Source organism: Rhodococcus wratislaviensis (assembly GCF_041228765.1).
GTDB lineage: Bacteria > Actinomycetota > Actinomycetes > Mycobacteriales > Mycobacteriaceae > Rhodococcus_F > Rhodococcus_F wratislaviensis.
This window is the reverse complement of record NZ_CP150488.1, coordinates 4,330,675-4,348,560: the sequence shown is the minus strand read 5'-3', so window position 1 is coordinate 4,348,560 and position 17,886 is coordinate 4,330,675. Positions and strand designations below refer to the sequence as shown.

General features: G+C 65.5%; 15 protein-coding genes and 2 pseudogenes. 8 read left to right on the top strand and 9 right to left on the bottom strand.

The window, feature by feature from the left end; genetic code table 11:
- Positions 1-79: 79 nt before the first annotated feature.
- A pseudogene (locus WKC72_RS20115) lies at positions 80-297 on the bottom strand (transposase); the annotation flags it as partial.
- Between the two features lie 207 nt (positions 298-504).
- Positions 505-1,791 carry a Glu/Leu/Phe/Val dehydrogenase dimerization domain-containing protein gene (locus WKC72_RS20110; RefSeq protein WP_370178630.1) on the bottom strand — a complete coding sequence of 429 codons (1,287 nt, stop codon included), beginning with the start codon at positions 1,789-1,791 and terminating at the stop codon, positions 505-507.
- Between the two features lie 182 nt (positions 1,792-1,973).
- Here WKC72_RS20110 and WKC72_RS20105 point away from each other — a divergent pair, with 182 nt between their 5' ends.
- Positions 1,974-2,897 carry a LysR family transcriptional regulator gene (locus WKC72_RS20105; protein ID WP_037227136.1) on the top strand — a complete coding sequence of 308 codons (924 nt, stop codon included), beginning with the start codon at positions 1,974-1,976 and terminating at the stop codon, positions 2,895-2,897.
- A gap of 292 nt (positions 2,898-3,189) precedes the next feature.
- Here the strand turns inward: WKC72_RS20105 and WKC72_RS20100 are convergent, their stop codons facing one another.
- The 4 genes from WKC72_RS20100 to WKC72_RS20085 form a co-directional block, all read right to left on the bottom strand.
- Positions 3,190-3,489, bottom strand: a complete 300-nt coding sequence (locus WKC72_RS20100; protein ID WP_037227138.1) for a hypothetical protein — start codon at positions 3,487-3,489, stop codon at positions 3,190-3,192.
- 315 nt (positions 3,490-3,804) lie between these two features.
- On the bottom strand, positions 3,805-4,083 hold the full coding sequence (locus tag WKC72_RS20095; protein ID WP_370178627.1) for a hypothetical protein: 279 nt from the start codon (positions 4,081-4,083) through the stop codon (positions 3,805-3,807).
- Positions 4,084-4,259: 176 nt separating this feature from the next.
- Positions 4,260-4,400 carry a hypothetical protein gene (locus tag WKC72_RS20090; protein ID WP_037227142.1) on the bottom strand — a complete coding sequence of 47 codons (141 nt, stop codon included), beginning with the start codon at positions 4,398-4,400 and terminating at the stop codon, positions 4,260-4,262.
- A gap of 433 nt (positions 4,401-4,833) precedes the next feature.
- The gene (locus tag WKC72_RS20085) at positions 4,834-4,989 is read right to left on the bottom strand and encodes a hypothetical protein (protein ID WP_370178624.1); all 156 of its coding nucleotides are present in this window, start codon (positions 4,987-4,989) and stop codon (positions 4,834-4,836) included.
- 1,235 nt (positions 4,990-6,224) lie between these two features.
- Here WKC72_RS20085 and WKC72_RS20080 point away from each other — a divergent pair.
- The gene (locus tag WKC72_RS20080; protein WP_370178621.1) at positions 6,225-6,518 is read left to right on the top strand and encodes a DUF4193 domain-containing protein; all 294 of its coding nucleotides are present in this window, start codon (positions 6,225-6,227) and stop codon (positions 6,516-6,518) included.
- Positions 6,519-6,673: 155 nt separating this feature from the next.
- On the opposite strand, the pseudogene WKC72_RS20075 reads toward WKC72_RS20080, so the two are convergent.
- Positions 6,674-6,876, bottom strand: a pseudogene (locus WKC72_RS20075) (hypothetical protein); the annotation flags it as partial.
- Positions 6,877-7,142: 266 nt separating this feature from the next.
- Between WKC72_RS20075 and WKC72_RS20070 the strand changes: the two are divergent.
- A complete protein-coding gene (locus tag WKC72_RS20070) occupies positions 7,143-7,742 on the top strand; it encodes a glyoxalase (protein ID WP_370178619.1) in 600 nt (199 codons plus the stop codon).
- Between the two features lie 637 nt (positions 7,743-8,379).
- Here the strand turns inward: WKC72_RS20070 and WKC72_RS20065 are convergent.
- Positions 8,380-8,658: a hypothetical protein gene (locus WKC72_RS20065; RefSeq protein WP_037227149.1), complete on the bottom strand. Its 279-nt coding sequence runs from the start codon at positions 8,656-8,658 to the stop codon at positions 8,380-8,382.
- A 928-nt stretch (positions 8,659-9,586) separates the two neighbouring features.
- On the opposite strand from WKC72_RS20065, the gene WKC72_RS20060 reads away from it, so the two are divergent.
- The 3 genes from WKC72_RS20060 (at position 9,587) to WKC72_RS20050 (ending at position 12,940) form a co-directional block, all read left to right on the top strand.
- Positions 9,587-10,534: a hypothetical protein gene (locus WKC72_RS20060; RefSeq protein WP_370178616.1), complete on the top strand. Its 948-nt coding sequence runs from the start codon at positions 9,587-9,589 to the stop codon at positions 10,532-10,534.
- 299 nt (positions 10,535-10,833) lie between these two features.
- Complete coding sequence (locus WKC72_RS20055; RefSeq protein ID WP_370178614.1) at positions 10,834-12,264, top strand: aldehyde dehydrogenase family protein; 1,431 nt, start codon at positions 10,834-10,836, stop codon at positions 12,262-12,264.
- Positions 12,265-12,442: 178 nt separating this feature from the next.
- Positions 12,443-12,940 (top strand): hypothetical protein, encoded by a 498-nt coding sequence (locus WKC72_RS20050; RefSeq protein WP_037227153.1) that lies wholly within the window; start codon positions 12,443-12,445, stop codon positions 12,938-12,940.
- Between the two features lie 133 nt (positions 12,941-13,073).
- On the opposite strand, the gene WKC72_RS20045 is transcribed toward WKC72_RS20050, so the two are convergent.
- A complete protein-coding gene (locus WKC72_RS20045; protein ID WP_128642070.1) occupies positions 13,074-14,312 on the bottom strand; it encodes a CdaR family transcriptional regulator in 1,239 nt (412 codons plus the stop codon).
- A 117-nt stretch (positions 14,313-14,429) separates the two neighbouring features.
- Here WKC72_RS20045 and WKC72_RS20040 point away from each other — a divergent pair, with 117 nt between their 5' ends.
- Both WKC72_RS20040 and WKC72_RS20035 read left to right on the top strand, forming a co-directional pair.
- Positions 14,430-15,758 carry an MFS transporter gene (locus WKC72_RS20040; protein ID WP_245973496.1) on the top strand — a complete coding sequence of 443 codons (1,329 nt, stop codon included), beginning with the start codon at positions 14,430-14,432 and terminating at the stop codon, positions 15,756-15,758.
- Between the two features lie 115 nt (positions 15,759-15,873).
- A complete protein-coding gene (locus WKC72_RS20035) occupies positions 15,874-17,868 on the top strand; it encodes an acetate--CoA ligase family protein (RefSeq protein ID WP_370178609.1) in 1,995 nt (664 codons plus the stop codon).
- The last annotated feature ends 18 nt before the right edge of the window (positions 17,869-17,886 follow it).

Sequence of the window (17,886 nt, the reverse complement as noted above, 5' to 3'; positions counted from 1 at the left end):
ATTGTCGCCGGAAACCTGGTTCACGCCGCCTCGCACAGGACAATCCGAGCTTCGGCGGATCTGGTTCTGGCGCATGGGTTTAACTTCCATCCGCGGTGATGCGTCCCTGGAATGCGGTCGCGAAAGCGTGCAACGCTCCTTTCCACCGAGTCCCGGGCCTGTGGCCAGACACTGGCGCTCGAGTGCAGCTTGTTCGTTCGGGCGGTGCCCAGGCGCCCGCACCGCCCGACGGTAGCGAGCATTGAGATTCTCGGCCGCGTTCGGCGAATAGACGACAAGTCTGATCTCGGCGTCGTACCTTGTCGGCAATCTTTCTGAGCGTCTCTTTCGAGACCGTTGTGCCTGGGGTACCTCCCGCATGCGGGGGACAACGTCGTCGAACTGGGAGGCGAGTTCTGTCGACAACGCCGGCCGAGCCTCGCTGTCGCTTCTTGGCGATCTGCCGATCGAAAGTGACAGTCCCCTACCCGGCGGCCCGGTGTTCTGTCGCTGATCGCCCGCCGTTCACTGGATCATGAGCGGCACTGCCAGAGGATCGGCCGGGGCCGGCGCGCTGCGGTTGGCCGCGACGAGGTCCCACGCGGTCTGCCGTGGCGCCACGCCGTCCAAATTCCATCGCCCGAGCAGCAACGCCACCTTGGCCAGCATCTCAGTACGCAACCGCCGGAACGAGTCCTCGGGGTCGGTGCCGACCTGACTGAGTAGTACCCACCAGGCCCAGGCGACTGCTCCGGCATTGGCAACGAAGTCTGGGACCACCGGAATGCCCCGCCCGGTGAGCACCGCCTCGGCCGGCGGGGTTGTCGCGGCATTCGCTGCCTCGATCACGACTTTCGCGGCGACGTGGTCGACGTTATCCGTCGTGATCGCGTATGAGATCGCGGCCGGGACGAGGATGTCTGCCGCAGTGGCGATCACAGCCGCGCTCGGTAACCGCTGAACATGCGAGGGGACGCGAGAACGGTCGATCTCGCCGAAGCCGTCCCGCAGGTCGAGCAGCGCGGGAACGTCCAGGCCGTCGGGACAGTACAGCGTGCCGAGGGCGTCGGCGACAGCAATCACGCGCATACCGGCCTCGTACAGATACCAGGCCGCGCCGCCCCCCATGGTGCCGATGCCCTGGATCGCCACCGTCGTGTCGGCCGGAACCCAGCCACATGCTTTCACCGTACCGATGCAGGCCTGCGCGACACCGTAACCGCCGATCACATCGCCCAGCAGAAACCCGCTGGGCACCGGGGCGTTCAACGCCGCCCGTACCCGGCGCAGAGTCCTCTGCGGATCTTCCGCACGGCTGATCGCCGCATGGTACGACTGCTGAAGGCCGAGCCGCGCGAAGACGTCGTCGAGCAGATGCTGCGGCACTCCCAGATCCTCCGCGGTCACCCAGTGCGCGGCCAGCCACGGACGCATCGCCTGACAGAACCGCTCCAGAACACCGACGGCACGGGGGTCCTTCCGGTCGAAGTCGATGCCCCCCTTCGCGCCGCCGACAGGCAGGTCGAAAACCGCGGTCTTGGCCGCCATGCCTCTGGCCAGATCCTCCACTTCCGACATCGTGCAGCCTGCCCGCATTCGAGTGCCCCCGGTTGCCAGGTCGGACACCAATGTGTGCACGACGAGGTAACCACGAGCTCCCGTGACCGGATCAGACCACGTCACACGTAACAGGGGCTCACCGCTGCGCACGGTCGCCACATCGACCCGACGCTGCGTCGCAGTGTTCTCGCGGTAGTCATACGCTCGGTGCTCGGGGTTGCGCCCGAACCCGCATTCCGTCGTCGTGGTCACCTCGAGTTACCCCAATCGTCGTCAAAAAGCATCTTCCACGACCACTCAGCCGATGACGCCAGAGTGCGCGCGCTGGTGACCAGGCGTCCAGTTAAGGATCGTGAATGATTGCGTTCACGCTTTCTACACAGGGCAGCGCGTGGCAGGTTGGACGGTTCGGAATGGATGCATAGGCTGGAGGCATGGAGCTGTCTTTGCGCCGGTTGCGGATGCTTCGGGAGTTGCACCGCCGTGGCACCGTGACAGCCGCTGCGCAGGCCTTGCACTACACCACATCCGCGGTATCCCAACAGCTCACCCAGCTCGAACGCGACGTCGGCGCAAAACTATTCGAGCGGCGCGGTCGGCGGGTACAGCTCACCGAGATCGGCCTGCTCCTCGCCGAGCACGCAGAGGAGATCATGCGATCGGTGGACCGGGCGACGACTGCCCTGGAACAAACGCAGGACGGGGTCACCGCCCGATTGACCGGTGGTGTGTGGGCGTCCGTCGCGTCGAGCCTGCTGCCGAGTGCGCTGACGTTGCTGGCCGCCGAGCATCCCGGCATCGAGGTGCGAACGAAGGAACTCGCGCCGGAGGACACCGCAGTCGCGGTACGGGACGGCTCACTGGACTTCTCGTTCGTGATCAACTATTCCGACTACCCGATGCAATGGGACCCGGAGCTGACCAGAGTGGTGATCGCGGTGGAGCGGCTGCACGCAGCGCTGCCTCCGGGCACGGTATCCGCGAGAACGATGGCGCTGGCGGACCTCGCTGAGCATCCCTGGATCCTTGCGGGACCCAATTCGCATTTCGGCCGCGCGGTGCGCTTGGCCTGTCAGCGTTGCGGATTCGAACCCAGGATCAATCATGAGGTCGGCGAGCAGGCAACGGCACTCGCAATGGTTTCCGCGGGCCTGGGCGTCACCCTTGTCTCCGATCTCGGACTGACTCTGCGCCCGCCGGGGATGGACGTCGTCGCGCTCACCGAACCGCTCATGCGGACGATCTCCATCGCCCATCGCGGGACAGCAGCGCACCGACCGCCACTGCAACTGGTGATCGACGCCGTGCGTGCCGCGGCAGCCGCACAGGGACTCGCCGCGCGGGCGCCATACCCGTAGCCACAGACGACACACGCCGTACCGCACATGAACGGTTGAACCGGTCGAGGCACTTCCGCAGGATCCCACTGGGCAGGAGACGTCCAAGTCCCCTGCACGGCGCCGAATACAACCGTCGGATGAATGATCCCTACCCGCACCGCCGCCGGATTGCGACGCAGTGCACGTCAACTTCCCGCGTACTCGGTCTCGGTCTCGGTCTCGGCGCCACGGATCGTCCACCGGTCCCTCTACGGGCGTCCTCAGGCCAAACCGGAAGGATCACATCGCAAGCGTGGGACCGGTCGGACCGTTAGCTGCTTGGCCCGCCCGTGCGGCGGTGGTGGGGGTACACAGTCGCTAAAATACAAATATCGTCTTGGGCACAGTCCGATTCGGGAATGACCTGCCACAACCGCTCGATGAAACGGCGCGCGGTCATTCCGAAGCGCACAAGGATTTCCTCCTCGGTAGCACCACCGAATGGTGCCCACATCATGGCGAATTCGATCAGGTGCTCCGCTTCGGGGTCGGGATGGTTGCGGGTGCGGTTCGCTTGGATCCAAGCGGCGCGACGTCGCTGACGCCACCGGCGATACTCGCGAGAGTTCATGGATACTCACACTTTTAGTCGGGACTGAGAAATCCTCGGAAATCGGGGGCTCACCACAGAGAGGGAAAGAATGAAAGCCATGCATACGCCGATGATTACACCCAGGCTAGGCCCATTCGTTCGCACAGAATTGCGCCTCGGTGAAGTCGACAAGTACGCGGCGCACAGTCCAGAATTCGATGAACCAGCGCCAGGCCACGGTGACCTTTGACCGAACCGGAGTGACCTAGCTGGGGCGGTACCGACTCCCAGGAGCCGGCTCACGCACGCTCAACTACGAAGAGCAGCGATCACGCGGTCCCGTTCACGCCGTCCTCACCCGACACAGATCAGTACACCCACGACCACTACTGCGACCAGCGAGGCACCACCGCAGATCAGCCACGCCCGCGTTGCGAGCCGCCGCCACTGATCACACCGACCAGCCACCTCCGCGACCGCGACCGACCGCCCCAGGTCCGCATCGGAGTCCCGCCACTCCGAGAGGCGGCGGGCCTTCGCATCCGCCCGTACCGCCACACCGAACGAGACGGGGACCACCAGCAGCACAATCACCAGTAAGCCAACCAACGCGCCCATACCCGTCTCGAGCATTCGCATTCCTTCCACGCCACACGACGCCCGGCGCAGGTGCCGCGCGTCGATCACGGCCACCCGGACCCACGGGCGCAGCCGATCCCCCGTCCGCTCCAGAGCCGAATTAGTGATGCACAATCTACGACGCGCGCGATCAACCACCGGCACCGGCGAAGGACCACACGTCATTGCGCCTACAGGCCGGGCATCGGGAACTTCCACACGGCCACCACAACCACGCCCATGACCAACCCGGCGTAGAGAACAGTTCCAACCACACTGACGCGCAACGCATTCAGCAGATTGGCGCCCAGGCTATCGGTGATCCGTGCCATCACAACTCTTCTTTCAGGTGCAGGAGTTCCGGATTGCCACGTCGATGACGTTGCACCGCATACACTCGACCGATTTCGGCACCTGCACATCGGCCGAAATGCCGACACCCATACCCTTATTTGAGTCGGGAGGTTTGGTCTCGACTCAGGGTTGCAACCAACCATCCCCAAGCGCCAGGTTTCTCCCGCAGAATTCGCTGTGTTCTACATCACACGCCGGTGTCCGATTTGAGTCTCCCCCAGTATTTCGCTGTCGCGTCCAGATCGGGGAGGTTGTCGGGCACAGCTATTGCGGGGCCCGACTGGCAGGCGGCCATCAGCAACAATGACGGACGAGCGGCTCCGAACCCATTCCGGACCACATTGTGGCACTGCGAAATCGCACTTACTGGTCGGTAATTCGGGGTTGTCGGAAATTGCGCAATGGCATGGATCACAATCCCTGGACTTCCACGCTCCAGCTCACGAACATCATAGATGCGCCGCGCGTCACTACGCGCAGGTTGACCGTGTAGCGCCCCTGCCAGCTGATACCCATCGTTGGCGGGGGCTGCGCCTGGTTCTCCCCCGACACGATCCGCACCGCCATTGCTCCCGGACACTCCTTCGGCGCCGCGGCTCCTGGCCACTGTTGCCAGCCACGACGAAAGTCACGTCGCCCGATCGTGTCCCGCCGATTCCTGTGCGTGACCGGCATGCCTTCGCTGCTCGGGGCCTGTGTACAGACCCTTGGTGCACCCGATACCGGCATCCCGGTACGGACACGATCACAGGACGACAGCACCCATACCCACACACCCAATCCACCGTCGTGGTTTTGGTATGCGTTGGCGAGGAGGCGGCGAGCGCCTCCTGCCGCTGGAGGTCTTCACGACTCGCGGCAAACCGTTCCACCCGACGACGCCGGCGCCCGCGCGATCGCCCGCTGTGACCGAAATAGTCTCTTGTTCCGTGCATTTCGTGTGGCGGTGTCCGGAGCGTCCTTTCGGACGAGGTCCGCGCACGCCAGCGTGGTGGCCGGGTCGACGCCGGCTCGAGAATCCCCTGCCGAGCCGGAGCGGGCATCCGGCCCGTAACAAAACAGGTACCCCACCCCGCCGGATGGCCGATTCCGGATATCTGCGGGACCACGACTATGGAAACACCCGATCAGTTCTTCCCACGCTAGAGGCCTCCATGCTCGAAAACCCCGCTCCACCGCCGAAGACGTCTCCGGCAACACCCACCCCACCCGCTGCGAAAACCACCATCCCCTGTCGAGCTCATCCCAAGCGAATCACCATCCGTGCAGCCCACAGGCGGCGGGCCTCGACTGGCGTTCCCGCAGGCTCGCCCGAGCTCGACTGGTTACGGCAGTCCCTGCGAGCCTGCGATCTACTCGCCAGCGTGCAATCCATCAGCCCCTCGGATCGGGCGCTCGTCGCCTTCGGAATCGAGTGGGCTCCCTACGGCGGCGCCGACTCCGAGGAACTGTTCATTAAATTCGGCGTGCAACGGAACAGGTTCCTAGTCCTACTCCAAGCCGCGATGGCTCCGAGGCCATCAGACCTCGAGCGTCTACGGATCCTCAAGACAACCCTGTGCAACGACCTCCTCCGCGCCTGGAACGAATCGCCACCGAGGCCGCCATCGCTTACCAGTAGTCGGTAGGTCACTTCAGCAGATGGGCGCCCAGGCACTGGACGGGCGACCGCATTTGTGGCGGGTGAGTGAGACCGGTGTCGTCGTGCGGCCACAGCACCCCATGACCCCCGGCGTAGGTCACTGCGCCCGACCCTCTACCCTGGCGGATCCGAACACGCAGAGCATGAGGAAAGAACAGCCATGGCCACCGACTACGACGCACCGAGAGTCACCGAATCCGACGAGTCGACGGACACGTCCCTCGAACAGCTGACGGCCGGCAGGAAAGAATCCCAGTCACCCGCCGTGGACGTCGAAGACATCGACACCGCAGAGTCCTTCGAGCTACCCGGCGCCGACTTGTCCGGCGAAGAATTCACCGTCCGCGTCATCCCCAAGCAGGCGGACGAATTCACCTGCACCAGTTGCTTCCTGGTCCATCACCGCAGCCGCCTCGCCGACACGCAGGAGCTGATCTGCCGAGACTGCGCCTGAGAACAGCGACACTTCCGAGGGCCACGGATGTGTCGCGACTCGCCACAACACGGTGCACGCCGTAGCCCGGAGCCCCCACAACCGTCACGAGAGCGCACTGCTCTCGTGACGGTCCTGCCGTGTGCTCCGGCGCCTCCATCAGGCAACCTCAGCGATCATTCCGGCACGCCGTACTTCTCGATGAGCGGGGCAAGTAGCTCCGCGGCGCGTGGCGCGGTGATGATGTCCTCGTCGCGTACTTTCGTGACCACCTTGGAGTTGGCGTCCTCATAAACATGTTCGCCGATCATTTTCCCCTTCTCGTTGTACGGGCAACGAAGGCGAGGATGCGGCGGACGAGGTAGCAGGAGTCAGCGTCGCACGAGATCGGGATGACGAACAGCTGACAAGACTCGTCGACCGCCGGTTCACCGCACAGCCACGGAACAAGATCTGGGCTCACTGAACACCGGTCGGACAGAAACGGAACTCGAACGTCGCTTCACCACTTCCCCGCCGTGACCCCCACACAGTCCGACAAACCAGATCGGCTATCCCGGACCTCGAGGACCGGGTTTGCGCCGGGAGATTCATTGATCAGGAATCGAGAAGCACCTACCCACGGGCGGCACTAACGTCACTCGCATGAACATCGAATCCCTCACCCTCGAAACCCCCGACCCCACTACCCTGAAAGCCTTCCACGCCGCCCTCGGCGTAGATGAACACCTCAGCGCCCGCGACACGGACGCACCGACCACCGGCTTCCGCGGTTACACCCTCTCCCTCGTCGTGTCCCAGCCGAACATCGTCGACGCCTACGTCGGGGCTGCCCTCGAAAATGGCGGCACCACAATCAAACCAGCCAAGAAGAGCTTGTGGGGGTACGGCGGCGTCGTGCAGGGCCCCGACGGAGCACTCTGGAAAGTCGCGACATCGTCGAAGAAGAACACTGGGCCGGCCACCCGGCACATCGAGGACCTCGTCCTGCTGCTCGGCGTCGAAGACGTCAAAATCAGCAAGCAGTTCTACCTCGACCACGGGCTGGAAGTGACAAGAAGCTTCGGACGCAAATACGTCGAGTTCGCCACCGGCCCGAACGTCAAGCTCGCGCTGTACGGTCGCCGCGCCCTCGCGAAGGACGCCGGCGTCTCCGCCGACGGCACGGGCGCCCACCGGATCGCCATCAGCAGCGACGCCGGACCCTTCACCGACCCCGACGGCTTCACATGGCAGACAGTGTGAACCGGAGAAGTCTTCGGGTCAGGGCGCGACCGAAACGACCTTGCCAACCCCGAGGCCGAATTCCGGGTGCTGTCCCGAGCCAACACTGAAAAACATATGTGGCGTGGATCACATCACCGCGATGCGACCCGCTGGCGGATCTACCATTTCCTCGCGCCAGCACACACCAAGTACAGGTCGCCGATGCAGTCTCGCCTGCCGAATCCTCACTGGCTAGCGAGGATTGGCTCGCTACACCGCGATCCTCCGATCCGGTTGAGGATCTTCAGAATATTTGACAACGCCCGAGGAGACACTGGCCAGGCACATCACCTCAGGTACACCAGCGCGGACCCGGACCGCCCACTCGAGAGCGCTGTTTCCCGGATATGGCATCGCGTAACGAGCGCGATCAGGGATCGCGCGGCGGTGTCCTGTTGCACGTCCCGGCGAGGCCCGGCCGGAGCGGAGAACACTCCGACCGGGCCGCTTCGGCTCACCGGGGGCTTCACCGCACTCCCGGACGATCTCAGGACGCGGACGTCACTGCAGCCGAGAGGTTTCAGATTCCGGCGACACGCGGAGGCCCAGGCTCGACGTCGTCAGCTCGGCCAACAGCTGCGAACCAGGAATCGCGCGGTCCCGGTCCACGCCGTCCTCACCCGACACAGATCAGTACACCCACGACCACTACTGCGACCAGCGAGGCACCACCGCAGATCAGCCACGCCCGCGTTGCGAGCCGCCGCCACTGATCACACCGACCAGCCACCTCCGCGACCGCGACCGACCGCCCCAGGTCCGCATCGGAGTCCCGCCACTCCGAGAGGCGGCGGGCCTTCGCATCCGCCCGTGCCGCCACACCGAACGAGACGGGGACCACCAGCAGCGTAACCACCAGTAGGCCAACCATCGCACCCATACCCGTCCCGAGCATTTCCGTTCCTTCCACACCACACGACGCCCGTCACAGGCGCCGTTCATCGATCGCCCGGACCCACGGGCACAACCCCCGTCAGCTCTATCGCGGAACTACTGCCTGGCGTTGCACTCCGACTACCGGCATCGGCGAAGGACCACAAGCCGAGCGCGCCTACATGCCCGGTACGGGGAACTTCCCTATGTCCGGGACGATTACGCCGATGCCCAGTCCGGCGCTCTCAACGGTGCCAAAGACTGTGGCACGCAACGCATCCAGCAGTTCGGACCACACCTCATTCCCGAGGTCCACGATTCTTCGCAGAAGTTGTTGTGTTCTACGTCACAGCATGACGCCTGTTCTTTCGATCCCAAGCATGGCTGCGAGCAACTCGACGCAGACTCCCGCCGATCGCAAACTCGCCAGTGCCACCTGATTCACATGCACCGTAAACGGCTCCGAAATTGCACTTACCGGTCGGTAATGAAGAGGTGCAGGAATTTGTGCAATGGCATGGATCACACTCTCTGGACTTCCATGCTCGGGCTCACGAAGATCACTGATGCGCCGCTCGTCACTACGTGCGGTTTGTCCGTGTAGCGCCCCTGCCAGCTGATGCCGATCGTTGGCGGGGGCTGCGCTTGGCTGCGCCACACGATTTCCGGCGTCGACACGGACCCTTCGCCGCTCGGGTCAGCAGACCGATAGGCACGATCACGATGAACTCCTCTGTCCGCGCGGCAAGAAACGGTCGCCCGCGTTCGCGATGGCACCGACCTCGTCGGTGACGCCACCGTTTCGGTCCGCGAGGCCGCCGCTGACTCGTCGGGTAGGGCCGGGTGGCTGACCCCCGCCGATCCCCAGCCCACGTTTGCCCGGTACGCCGCCGGGGGATGCTGCGGGGAAGGGCGATCCCGTCGTCGGATCACGCGAGAGAGGCATGTCGATGAACGCTGTCACGACCGGCATCGTCGCCGGTGCCGCGGGCACCACGATGCTCGACGCCGTCACCTACCTGGACATGGCGATCCGGGGCCGACCCGCAAGCACCGTCCCGGAGAAGACGGTCGAGTCCGTTGCATCCGCTCTGGGCGTCGCGATACCGGGACGCGGTGACGCGTTCGCGGCGCGGCGGTCGGCGTTCGGGGCGCTCGGTGGGATCGCCGTCGGAACGGGACTCGGTGTCGCCGCGGCCCTCACCCGCCGGGCCGGCGCCCACCTGACCCCGACTGCCGGAACGATCGGGATCGGTCTCGCCGCGATGGCAGCCACCGACATCCCGATCGCCCTGCGCGGCATCAGCGACCCGCGGCAGTGGACCGCCCAGGACTGGCTCAGCGACATCGTGCCGCATCTCGTCTACGGCGCCACCGTCACCACCGTGCTGCGACAGCGGGACGAGACCACGGGGCACCGGACCGACCCGGCAGCGGAACGGTCGAGCACCGTCCGGTCGGCCGTGATCGGCGTGGCGAGCGGTCTCCGCAGTTCCACCGGCATCGCGGCGGCGCTGCTGTCGGGTGCCCCGGGCTCAGCGCACCGGGTCCGCCTCGTTGGCGCGACTGCGCTCGTCGGCGGCGAGCTGGTCGCCGACAAGAACCCGAACGTACCGTCACGTCTCTCGCCGCCTGCGCTCACCGGACGACTCATCGCAGGCGGCGGGGGCGCCGCGGCGCTGTCCCGCCGCGACCGGGTCGACACGGCGTCGGCCCTGATCATCGGGACTGTCGGCGCCCTCGCGGGCTCGTTCGGCGGCGCGTGGTGGCGGCAGTGGGCCGGTAGGCGGATGCCGGACTGGCAGGCCGCGCTCGCGGAGGATGCTGTGGCGCTCACGATGGCGGCGGCTGCACTTCGTCGTCCCGCGCTGTCGTCGTCGGTCAGCGCATCGAGGTAACCCCGCGCCCGGGGCTGGATAGACCGCACAATTCTCCGTCATCGCTCGACCCGAGGTTGCGTTGTCCCCCGGATGGGGGACAACGCATTCATCCCCCGGTGTGCCCGGCTGGCGGACAGACGTCCGAGCTGCGGTGAGTCATCGTTATCAGGCGCCGGAAACATTCCGACGCAAACCAACCAGGGCTCCGGGACGCGAGAGCGGTGCAAACACGGGACACCGTCGCACTCACCCGAAGGCCACACCCCACATGCGGTACCCAACCTTTCTCACCTTCTACAGCCGACCAAAGGAGCACCATGGAGAACACCCGGAAGTTGTACATCGACGGAGAGTGGGTCGACCCGATCGGCACGGACACGCTCGACGTCGTCAACCCTGCGACGGAGCACACCGTCGCCACCATCGCACTGGGCGACGAGAAGGACGTGGACCGCGCCGTCATGGCCGCCCGCAGAGCCTTCGACAGTTATGCCTCGACGACACGTACCGATCGGATTGCGTTACTGGATCGGGTAATCGAGGCCTACGGGCGGCGAATGGGCGACCTTGCGTCGACGATCACCCAGGAAATGGGCGCACCGACTTCACTGGCCACGACCGCTCAGGCACCGTCTGGCTTGGTGCACCTCACCGCGGCCGTCGATGCGCTCCGTGAGTTCGAATTCGAGGAGAAGGTCGGCACGACAACGGTCGTGCACGAGCCGATCGGTGTCTGTGCGTTCATCACACCCTGGAACTGGCCTGTCAATCAGATCGCCGCGAAGGTTGCGCCGGCGCTGGCCGCGGGCTGCACGATGGTGTTGAAGCCGTCCGAGATCGCGCCACTCAATGCGATCATCTTCGCGGAGATACTTCATGAGGCAGGTGTCCCTCCGGGTGTATTCAACCTCGTCCAGGGTGACGGACCTACCGTCGGAGCCGCACTGTCGATGCACCCCGACATCGACATGGTGTCGTTCACCGGATCTACCCGTGCCGGCATCGAGGTCGCTCGCAACGCTGCGACAACGGTCAAACGCGTCGCCCAGGAGCTCGGCGGCAAGTCGGCGAACATTGTGCTGGACGACGCGGACTTCGACGAAGTCATCACCCGAGACGTGCTGGGTGTGGTGGTCAATTCGGGCCAGTCCTGTAACGCAGGTTCGCGCATTCTGGTTCCGTCGGACCGCATGGACGAAGCGATCGCGATCGCGAAAGCCGCTACCGCGTCGATCGTGGTCGGACAACCCGAGTCCGAGGGGACGACCGTGGGTCCGCTGGTGTCACAGGCACAGTTCGACAAGGTGCAGCGCCTGATCCAGACCGGCATCGATGAGGGCGGCACGCTCGTCGCTGGTGGGGTCGGTCGCCCAGCGGGACTGTCCACCGGCTACTTCGTCCGGCCTACCGTCTTTGCGGACGTGACGAACGATATGACCATCGCGCGAGAGGAGATCTTCGGCCCGGTCATGATGTTGATCGGCTACGAGGACGAGGCCGACGCAATCCGCATCGCGAACGACACCGCCTATGGGCTGTCCGGGATGGTCTCGTCGAGTGATCCGGAGCGCGCGCGGAAGGTCGCCAGGAAGCTGCGGACGGGAATGGTTCATCTCAATGGTGCTCCGCTGGTGTTCGATGCGCCGTTCGGCGGGTACAAGCAGTCCGGCAACGGCCGAGAGTTCGGCAAGTTCGGCCTGATGGAGTACCTCGAGGCCAAGGCGATCTTCGGCGACACCGAAGAATGATTGCCCCGGCGGGGTTCTCGCGGCGAAGGGTTGATGCTCGGCGTCGCCGGTCCTGCCCGACGCCCGCCGGCGTTGCGTATGGGCGCGGCGGTGTCGGGCTGGTCGGTTGTCGTACAACTAGATTCGTCCGTGAAGGCGGGCCGTCGGCACGAAATCAAGAAGAGACGGGAGACCGATCGTGAATGCGGTCATGTGGATGGGCGTGGCCGGAATAGTCGGCACTGCGGTCTCACCGTGGATCACCGAACGCCTGCGCAGCAGGAATGCGCGCCGAGACCAACTCGTGAAGCTGCGGCTCGCGATCTACGCCGACCTGCTGAGAATGACAGCTCGCCTCGCGGCCACCGCAACGACATCGGCTGCATCGCACCCGAATGATGCGGGGCAGATCGGCGGCGACGGTTTCGATTCCCTGCTCGGCCAGGCGCAGGTCGTGGCCAGCGATGACGTCTACCGACGACTCAACGAACTGTCGCAGCTCACGGAAACGTTCAACCGGCACCTCGTGACGGCCGAGCAACGCCCGGTCTTTCCCCATCGGCAACACCTGCACGATGGCGCACTGAACGACCCGTTGCGCCTGCAGCATCGGAGAACACTGACCGATATCGCCGGCGGTATCGCGGTGGCTCACGGGAGAGTCCAGGACGCGATCCGCCACGAGATGAACCGGTGACGGTGCTCGATCGCATCCTGTCGCGGCGGACGTCGGTCACATCGCCGCCCCGCTCGAATCCATTCCTGCGCACCGAGAGGGCGTCCAGTTCGGAGTGCGAGAGTAGAGCTCGTCGAGAGCGATCCACCTGCCACTAGGCTCCGGGTAGGTTCAGGTTCGCCAGGGTGAGTGCCGATCCGAGCAGCATCAGGGCCCGCGAGGTTCGCGGGTCGGTGCCGGTGAGATCGGCTATCTTGGCGAGCCGGTTGTCGATGGTGTTGGGATGGACCTGCAGCACCCGCGCGGTGCGCCTGCGATTGAAGTCGTTGTCGAAGTACAGCTGCAGTGTCTCGACGAGTTCGGGGAACGGTGTCAGTGGCTCGATGACCCGAAGTAGCGAGGTTCGCGCATCGGTGGGCTGTGCCAGTTGGTATTCGACCAGGAGGTTGTCCAGCACGCCGAGCGCACCGGGATCATTGCGTGCGCGGACCAGGTTGAGCAAGTTCCGCGCCAGCGCGGCTGCGCGCGGAAGATCGGCGGTCGCTGCGGCCGCGGATACCCCGCCTCGTACAGTCGCGCCGGCGACGGCCTCGAGCCTGGGCATCATCGCCTGGATCGTGGTGAGCCAGGCGGTGCTCGGGCCGGGGTCGGCCGGTATGAGGACCATGCCCTCGTCGCGTTCGAGCGCGGCAAGGACGTCACCGCCGAGGAAGCGCCGGATCTCCTGCTGGACTCGTCGCGCCTTGCGTCGACCGGCGATACGCCGCCCGACTTCGTCTGCTGCCGGCTCGGCGGGGTGCTCACCCAGGTGGAGCGCGAGGACGACGTAGGCCGGAGCGACCCGGGTGCCGAGTCGTTGCGCCAATTCGGCGCCCGGCCCCCCGGAGATCAATTCCCGGACGAGGTCGCGGGCGGCTTCGCGGGTCTCGGTTCCTACCGCCTCGAACTCCTGTTGGTGCGCATCGGACACCGTGTAGACGGCCCGGCGTGCCTGCGCGAACATGCCCTCCAGGAGGGCGCCCACTCCGGCGGAGTCAGCTGCCGACACTTCACTGAGGACGGCTTGGCAGATCATGTCGACGATCATCAGATAGGAGTCGACGAGATCCGTTACGGGTAGTCCGTCCTCGGCACGATCCTGTGCGGCTGCCGCAAGGGTATCGAGCTGTGTTTGTGCGTCCTCGTTAGCGCCCGCGGCTCCGCGCAGGAGGAACTGGCCGAAGATCCGGCAGTTACGCGCCATCACCGGATAGACGTGTTCGGTGGTGAATCCTTCGCCGTAGTGCGGCGAGCTCTGCGCGTACCGCTCCACCGCTTGCGCCGAGATTTCGGGGAGACGGCGTTCCGCTCGCCCGAGCGCTGCGAGCAGCTGCGGCGGGAGTGGTTGTGACATGTCACACCACCATAGTCGCGTCGGTGTGGAAAGCGGTGATTGTTCCGGGGATCGGCCGGTCGGAGACTGGATACATTCCCCAGTTCGATGAGAGCTGGATCACAAGGGAGGCTGAACGTGTCGATTGGTGAAATCGAGTCCCGGCGTCAGGCGAAGGCAGCGCCCACCGCGCCGTCGACGCGACGGGCGTGGCTGGTGACAGGTCTGCTGTTCGTCTTCATGTTGATCAATTTCGCGGACAAGGCGGTCATGGGGCTCGCAGCGAAGCCGATGAGTGAGACGTTTGGACTCGATTCTGCCGAATACGGGCACGTCGCGAGCAGCTTCTTTCTGCTCTTCAGCATCTCCGCCGTGGTGATCGGCGTCCTCGCGAACCGCGTGCCCACTCGATGGTTGCTGGTGGGTCTCGCGGTGGTGTGGTCGCTCTCGCAGGCGCCGATGATCTGGACGACGTCGATCGGGGTGTTGTTCGCGTCGCGAATCGTGCTCGGCGCGGCGGAGGGCCCGGCATTCGGCCTCGCCAACCACTCGCTACACAAGTGGTTCGTCGACAGCCGGCGACAGTTGCCGAGCAGCGTCCTCGCGCTGGGAAGCAGCGTAGGCACCTTGCTGGCAGCCCCGGCGCTGACGTGGGTGATAGTCCACCTCGGCTGGAGGGAAGCCTTCGCCGCCGTCGCGATCCTGGGACTGGTGTGGTGCGCCGCGTGGGCCCTCCTCGTGCGGAGCGAGGGACCCTACGGAGCCGAAGCGGCACCCGCACCGGCCGAGCCCGAGCCAGACGCCGCAATCGAGTATCACACCAGCTACTGGCGGATCTTCCTCTCCGGCACCAGCATCGGCAGCCTCGCGCTCGGCTTCGCGGCCTATTTCGGGTTGGCCATCTCGGTGGCCTGGCTGCCGCGCTTCCTCCAGGAATCCCGCGGATTCTCGATGACCGGGGCCGGAAACGCCACGGCCGTGTTCTGGGCCGTCGCAGGACTGTTCATCCTCGGGACCGGGATACTCTCGCAGCGCCTCACCGTGGCCGGAATCACGACGACATGGTCACGGGGAATGCTCAGTGCAGCAATGGTATTCGGCGGCGGCGTGTGCACTCTTGCCGGCGTGATGGTGCACTCACCGATCGGCAGCCTGATCCTGCTCATGATCGGGCTCGGAGCGCCGACGTCGGTATTCGCGATCACGCAGACCCTCGCCGGCGAGATCGCACCGGTTCGTCAGCGCGGCGCGGTGCTCGGTGTCGGCGTCGGAATTTCGACGCTCGCGGGAGTCATCGCACCCACCGTGATGGGTAACCTGCTCGAGTCCGCCTCCGACACCTCGGCCGGCTACAACAACGGGTTCGCGGTGGTGGCCATGGTCTGCGTCGCCGCCGCACTGGTCGGCGCGACTCTCATCCGCCCCGGACGCGACGCGGCGCGCCTGCGGACGACCTCCTCCTCGTAAAGCCCATTCTTGCGCACTGCATCCACCGTCCCCACCATTCGAAAGGGCCACTGCTGTGCCCTCTGCCTTTCCTTCGCACCGTCTCCATACGCTGTTCGAACCCAAGTCCATCGCCGTGGTCGGCGTCTCTGCGACGCAGCCGCTGTCCTGGGGCAGACTGACACTCGACCGACTCCTCGCGTGCGGATTCAGCGGTGAACTCGTCGCGGTCGGACCGCAGGCGGTCGAGTCGCCGAGCGTGGTGTCGGTCAGATCCCTTTCCGAACTGAATGCGCCACCGGATCTCGTGGTAGTCGCGACCCCCGCCGACGCGGCGCCGGGCGTGCTCGCCGAGGCCAGTGCGATCGGCGTCGTCGCGGCTGTGGTGTTCTCCGCAGGATTCTCCGAGGCGGGCGACACATTGCGCGAGCAGCGTTTACGCGAGGCGGCGGCTGACATGGCCGTTCTCGGGCCGAACTGTCTGGGCCTCGTCAACCATGCGGCGGGCATCCAGCTGTCCACCAGCGGATTCCTCGGCCGATCCCGGCGCACCGAGGGACCGGTGGCCATCATCACGCAGAGCGGGGCTCTCGGCTTCGTCCTCGCCGACCTACTCGAGAAGGCGGAGATCGGCTACACCTACTACGCGAGCGTCGGAAACGAAATGTGTTTGACCACAGCCGACCTCGGCCAGTATCTCGTAGAACGACCCGAGGTCGAGACGATCGTGCTCTACCTCGAGGGTGTGCGCGACGCAGCCGGACTCCGCGAACTCGGTGAGCGTGCCCGCACGCTGGGCAAGACCGTGGTGGCGTTGGCCGTGGGTAGCAGCGAGGGCGGTCGGCGGTCCGCACTGTCACACACCGCAGCGGTCGCCGGCGACTACACGCTCCTGTCCGCGCTCTGCACGCAGGCAGGGATTCTGCTGGTCCGGACCGACGACGAACTCGTCGACGCCGTGCTGTGCGGCCGGAAGGTCTGCCGACTTCCGGAATCGCCCGCCTTCGCGGTGCTCACCATGTCCGGCGGTGCCGGCGGCGTCCTCGCCGATTCACTCACCACGATGGGCGCCCGCATCCCACCCCTGTCAGAGTCGACGCGGCGGCGAATCGCAGAAATCGGGACAGTCGAAGCGGGCGATCTCAATCCGATCGATCTTGGTGGCAATTTCTTCCGCTCCCTCGACAGCTTCCATGCCCTCATCGGGGTGCTCGACGAGGCCGACGAAATCGACGCGGTCGTCGTCTATCTGACTTTCGGTGACTACTTCGTCGACAACTTCCGGGACATCGCGGAGACGTGCGCCGCCACGGCGACCCCGACATGGTTCATCTGGGCCGGGGCCCCGGAAGGAGAGATCACGCGTTCTCGACGCCCGGAGACCGTGATTCCGAGCATCGGTGCGTTCGTGCGCCGCACCTCGATGGCAGTTCGTCCCGCGTCGACGAAACCCGTCGAGCAAGACCGGGGCGACCGGCGCTCCCCCGCACTTCGGAGGGTGCTCACCGAACTGCATGCGGCTCCGGTGTTGAGCGAGGCCGGGATCCGCCATGTTCCGATGGTTGCGGCGACCACCCCGGAAGGCGTCGTCGCCGCTGTCGAGGCCGCCGACTGGGCGGGCACACGCATGGTGGTCAAGGGCGACTCGAGCCAGGCACCTCACCGTGCCCACCTAGGGTTGCTGCGCATCGATATCGCACGAGCGGATCTGCTGTCGGCGGCGGCCGAGATACACGCCCGCCTGAACAGATCCTGCGTCGACGACGAGGCGCGCCTCGTCGCCCAACCACTCGTCGAGCATCGTGCCGAGATCGCACTCGGCGCAGTGCGGGATCCGATCTACGGCACCGCCGTCGTCCTGGGCGCAGGGGGCGCCCGGGCCGAGGATCACTCGGCGCCGCGACACACCATCCTGCTACCGGCAACGCCCCAGGACATCGACGGACTCGCCACCTGGGCAAGCTCGGAGTTCGACTGCGACGCAGCGAGTATCGCCGCCGCCATCCGGTCCCTGATCGCAGTACTGCACGAACACCCCGAATACCACGAGATCGACATCAACCCACTGTGTGTCGTCGACGGCGGACTCGTCGCGGTCGACGCCCTGATCACCCTCACCGACACACCGTGAACACACCACACCATCGGA